At 64.1% G+C, this 4,542-nt stretch carries 6 protein-coding genes and 1 pseudogene; 3 read left to right on the forward strand and 4 right to left on the reverse strand.

Annotated features, from left to right (window positions below; genetic code table 11):
* The first annotated feature begins 1,099 nt into the window (after positions 1-1,099).
* From HY699_22965 to HY699_22975, 3 genes and pseudogenes are all read left to right on the forward strand, one after another.
* On the forward strand, positions 1,100-2,101 hold the full coding sequence (locus HY699_22965; GenBank protein ID MBI4518668.1) for a hypothetical protein: 1,002 nt from the start codon (positions 1,100-1,102) through the stop codon (positions 2,099-2,101).
* A gap of 262 nt (positions 2,102-2,363) precedes the next feature.
* Entirely contained in the window at positions 2,364-2,612 is a 249-nt protein-coding gene (locus HY699_22970) for an Arc family DNA-binding protein (protein ID MBI4518669.1), read from the forward strand.
* Positions 2,609-3,029 (forward strand): annotated as a pseudogene (locus HY699_22975) (type II toxin-antitoxin system VapC family toxin). The gene HY699_22970 and the pseudogene HY699_22975 overlap by 4 nt, the downstream one beginning before the upstream one ends.
* Before the next feature lie 217 nt (positions 3,030-3,246).
* Here the strand turns inward: HY699_22975 and HY699_22980 are convergent.
* The 4 genes from HY699_22980 to HY699_22995 all read right to left on the reverse strand — a co-directional run bounded on the left by HY699_22980 (position 3,247) and on the right by HY699_22995 (position 4,276).
* The gene (locus tag HY699_22980; protein ID MBI4518670.1) at positions 3,247-3,528 is read right to left on the reverse strand and encodes a type II toxin-antitoxin system MqsA family antitoxin; all 282 of its coding nucleotides are present in this window, start codon (positions 3,526-3,528) and stop codon (positions 3,247-3,249) included.
* Positions 3,529-3,549: 21 nt separating this feature from the next.
* Complete coding sequence (locus HY699_22985; GenBank protein ID MBI4518671.1) at positions 3,550-3,702, reverse strand: hypothetical protein; 153 nt, start codon at positions 3,700-3,702, stop codon at positions 3,550-3,552.
* A gap of 47 nt (positions 3,703-3,749) precedes the next feature.
* Positions 3,750-3,947, reverse strand: coding sequence for a hypothetical protein (locus HY699_22990; protein ID MBI4518672.1), 198 nt, complete (start codon positions 3,945-3,947; stop codon positions 3,750-3,752).
* A gap of 80 nt (positions 3,948-4,027) precedes the next feature.
* Positions 4,028-4,276, reverse strand: a complete 249-nt coding sequence (locus HY699_22995) for a hypothetical protein (GenBank protein ID MBI4518673.1) — start codon at positions 4,274-4,276, stop codon at positions 4,028-4,030.
* Between the last annotated feature and the right edge of the window lie 266 nt (positions 4,277-4,542).

Genomic DNA, 4,542 nt, shown 5'->3' on the forward strand with positions numbered 1-4,542 from the left:
CAGGGAGTGCCAAACTCAAGAACACGGCGGGGATTGAGACCCTGCAATGGTGGTGGAACGGCCACCAAAGCTACGCTCACGCGATCGTCGCAATCAACGAAGCACGGACACGTTCGCCGACGGCGACACCTACGCTGCCCCTCACGCTCACGCCAACGCGCACATCGACGCAGACGGCAACAGAAACCGCGAGCCTTACGGCCACGCCCACGGCAACGCCGAGTCCGACACCCTCCCTTCCGCTTGAGGCCCGCCGCTGCCTGCGCGGCGTGGTCTTTACGCTCTTCGAGGATGGGCAGGATCCCGGTCAGCCGCAGGGTGTTACCGACGCTCAGGTTGCGCGACATCTCGATGGGGCTGCGGAGGTCGCGCTGGCGCTGCGAACGGGAGGGTCGTGGCCGATCCGGGACATTGCCTGCCGGGCACGGGCTCGCGGTTTCAACCCGATCGCCAACGGCATCTATCTGGAGCGCGGCAACTCCGCTAACAACGAACGTGAGCTGACGGATCTGGTCAACGGGCTTGCACAGGATTGTGGGGATTACGTCCTGCTGCCTGGAAACCTCTCCGGTAAAGGGTGGAGCCGCGACGAAATGGTGAACATGTTCGACTGGCTGAAGGGCCGCCTGGTGTCCGCCGGCTACGGCAGCGTGCCCGTGGGATTGATAGAGCACCCGCAGTTCTGGCAGAGTAACCCGGACCTCGTAAGCCACATCGACGTGGTTGCGCTCTCGATGTTCCAGTACTACGGGGGTGACATCGGGCCGGTTGAAGCGTTCGGTCGGTTCGTCTTTGAGTACGAAGGCGTCCTCGCGCTGGTCAATGAGCGTGCACCGGGTAAAGCGATCCTGATTGGCGAAACCGGCTGGCCGTCGATGGCTGGATCCTCTGGCCGAGACTCCGTTGCCAATGCGGTGAGCTTCCTGCAGCAGGTGAGCACTTGGGCGGAGCAGAATGGCGTTGTGCTCTTCGCGCACGCGTTGCACGACGAGGCCTTTGTCCCCCAAACCGACGGGATCTTCGACGGCGCATTTCAGTTGAAGCCTGGCATGGAAGCGTTTGTCGATGTTGCTCGCAATTGCGAGCAGCCACTTCCGACATGGGCACCGACCGCCACAGCAACTCAGACGCCGACGATCTCCGCAACGCCATCACGAAGCCCAACAGTAACGCGTGCCTCCTCGCCTACTCGTACGCCGACCAACATGCCAACGGCGACGTACACCCGAACGCCATCGCCGACCCCGACGCATTCGAGGACCCGCACATCTTCACCGACCCGCACCCCAACCAATACGCTCCCCCCGTCCTTCACGCCGACGCGGACGCGAACCCCACGGCCAGCCCTCACGCCAACCAACACGCCGACGGCGACTCGCACGCGCACGCCGACCCACACGGCGACGTTCACGCGTACTCGTACGTCCACTCCGACTGGAACGGCCACCCGAACGCCCTCGGGCTTCTGTGGGAGCGTGCGCGGAACCTGCACGCGTACGCCGAGTCGCACCGCTACCGCCACTCGTACGCGCACATTCTCCCCAACCCGAACCGCGACCCGGACGCCATTTGGGCTCTGCGGGGTTGTGCGAGGAACATGCACGCCGACGCCGGTGCAACTTCGCCCCTCGGCAACCCCAACCCCAACCCCGAGTCCAACCCCACTCCTGACACCGCCGCCAACGAAGACACCCTCGGCGACAAACACGCCCCGCCTCGTAAGCACCCCGACGCCGAGCTTGACCCGGCGGCCGTCGTTGACTCCAACTTCGACATGGACGCGCCGGCCCACGGCGACGCCGACCATGACTCGCACTGCGACTTTCACCCGCCGGCCGTCGCTCACGCCGACCTCAACGATGACTCGCCGGCCCACGGCGACTCGCACTGCTACCGCCACGCGCCGACCGACGTCTTCACCGACGGGGCTGCGCACAGCGTGATTCGGAAGAGAAACCCACTCGCGGAAGGACTCGCCGCCGAGTTCTCCGAGGCCAGACCTGCGTTGCCACCGCCTCGCGCATCAGGCATCAGGCGACTGGCCCGCGACAGCCCACGACCACGAGCCCCCGAGGCCACCTTCTTTGGGCGACACCGATGATAGCGTCACCGTCGATGAGCTTGTGAGAGCCGTGAACGCTGCGCTGAACGGGTGCGGGTGAAACAGGTGCCAGGTGCTGGGTGCCAGGGATCGGGCGATGCAGTCGGCAACGAACCGGGTCAGCGCTGTTGCCACTCTTCGGCCGAGAGTTTGCGCCCCATGATCGCTTCGATTTCAGCAATCAGCATGCGTAGCTGTGGTACGGAATACTGTACTCTTCGGCCGGTTTGCCTCCCGATGATCGCGTGATATCAAGACTCGCATGGCGCAGCTCGTCGTCAGAGACCTCGATCAAGACGTGAAAGTGCGGCTGCAGCGGCAGGCCAATCGACACGGTCGCAGCATGGAAGAGGAGGTGCTCGACATTCTGCGCGATGCAGTCTCAGCGGATAAGCGCACTGCCCCTGGACTCGGCACTCGCTTGCGAAAGCGCTTCGCCGGTATCGGGCTGGATACGGACATCGCAGAATTGCGTGGCCGCCCCGCCCGGCGTGCGCTCTGGAAGCGATGATCGTTCTCGACACCAACGTGGTGTCCGCCCTGATGCAACGCGCGCCTGCCCCGGCGATCGTCGCGTGGCTCGACCGACAGCCCCCCGCGTCAGTGTGGACGACCGCAGTGACGGTTTTTGAAATTCGCTTCGGGCTCGGATTGCTGCCGTCCGGTCGGCGCAGGCGACAACTCGAGGATGCCTTCACCCGCGCGGTGGGTGATGACTTCGAAGGGCGCGTTCTTCCTTTCGACGAGGAGGCCGCCCGAGCTGCGGCCGAACGCTGCAACCCGGCGATCGGCTGGAAGACCCGTCGATTTTCGCGACATCGAGATCGCTGGCATTGTATCGTCGCGACGTGCCACCCTCGTGACCCGTAACGTCCGCCACTTCCGTGACCTCGGGATTCAGCTCGTTGACCCCTGGTCAGACGGCTGACGAGAAGGCCGAACAACTACCGGGCGCAACCGCACGCTGTCGGCGACGCGCCGCTCGACGACTGCTCGTCGTTCGACTCCGGTGGCGATGATCAAGTCACCGTCGATGAGCTGGTGCAAGCCGTGAACAATGCCCTGAACGGGTGCGGGTGAAGCCGGGGCTGGCAGCGCGGCGCGAGGCGTCTGAAGACGGGCCAGGCGGAAGGTTGCGACTATCTTCAGCTGCCGGGAGCGAACTCGTAAACCGGCGTCTCCAGCACGCGGACGGGGCGGCGCGACTGCCAGATGGTGTCCTGGAGCCGCTCGACAGTATCAGGGCTGAAAGATGTCTCGCCGCAGTGATCGCACACGGACGCAGGCACATGTTCGACGACCACGAGCTGATCGGCCACGCGCAGGCTATACGCCACCTGCTGCGGCTGTCGCTGTCCAATACCACAGACTTCACACGCGGGAATGACGGAGGGAAATCTACGCGTGACGCCAAGACCTTCGGCCATAGTAGTTCAGCGGTAGAGCACCTACTTCGCCCCGGCTCGTTTCGGTGCAGGCCGGCGCGGCCGGCCGATATCCTCTTGCGCGAGGATGCGTCTCAGGCTCTCCTTGCGCGCCCGGTGCAAGAGCTCGGGCAGCGGCTTGCCCTTGAGGTACTTGGCGAAGTTCTTGAGTTCCATGTCCGGATGGCTACCAGCGGCTCGTGGGGGAGGCCTTGCGGTCTTCTCTACCTTGCCCCGAACGGATTGATGATCGACAGCCCGTTGAAGCGGCGGCCGTGTTGTAGGTCCTCGGTGTACAGGACGGAACAATCTGCCTTCCGGGCAGCGCCAACAATCAGAGCGTCCCAGAAACTGAGCTGGTGGAGAAGGCTGACGTCGATTGCAGAGAGAATATCGGCGAGATCGATGAGAACAAGTTCCATCCGTGCAAATAGCTCGATCTTACGCCGCGCGATCTGCCCGATCGAGCCTCTCGTATGCCCGCTCGGCTTGAGGCGTGAGCCTAACCGCGAACACGCCTTTGAATCTCTCGCCACGGGCGTCCCATACCGCGGGCGGCTTGTCGCCGGCCGAGGTGAATGTCCTTACGCATTGCCTCATCGCTCATCAAGTCGAGCGTGGCCTCCCATTCGCCTTGGGCGCGCAGATGCTCGGCAAGGTCGGCGACCTGCTCCAGCTTGCGCGCCGGCAGTTCTGCCAACGCCGCGCCCAGCCGTTCAGCGATGCGGTCTCGTGCTGCGGAATGCTTCAAGGAAAGCCACCTCCGTTGGAGGCAATCTAGTGGACTTCTCCCCCCAGCTCAAGAAGGCCGCGGTTGTGGCGCCGGGACGATATCGAGAACGGCGACGGTGCGATGCGACCCACGCGACGTTTCGATGGGAATGCTCCCGCGGCTTTCATGTTCCGCTTCCTCGCCCGCAAACCTGCGGGAGAGGATGGAGGTGAGGGTGCCATATGCTTCATGGCGGCAGAGGCCATGCAAAACCGGGGATCTGAAGGGCGCGGTCTTGCACGCTA

The organism is Deltaproteobacteria bacterium (assembly GCA_016210005.1).
Lineage (GTDB): Bacteria > Desulfobacterota > Binatia > HRBIN30 > JACQVA1 > JACQVA1.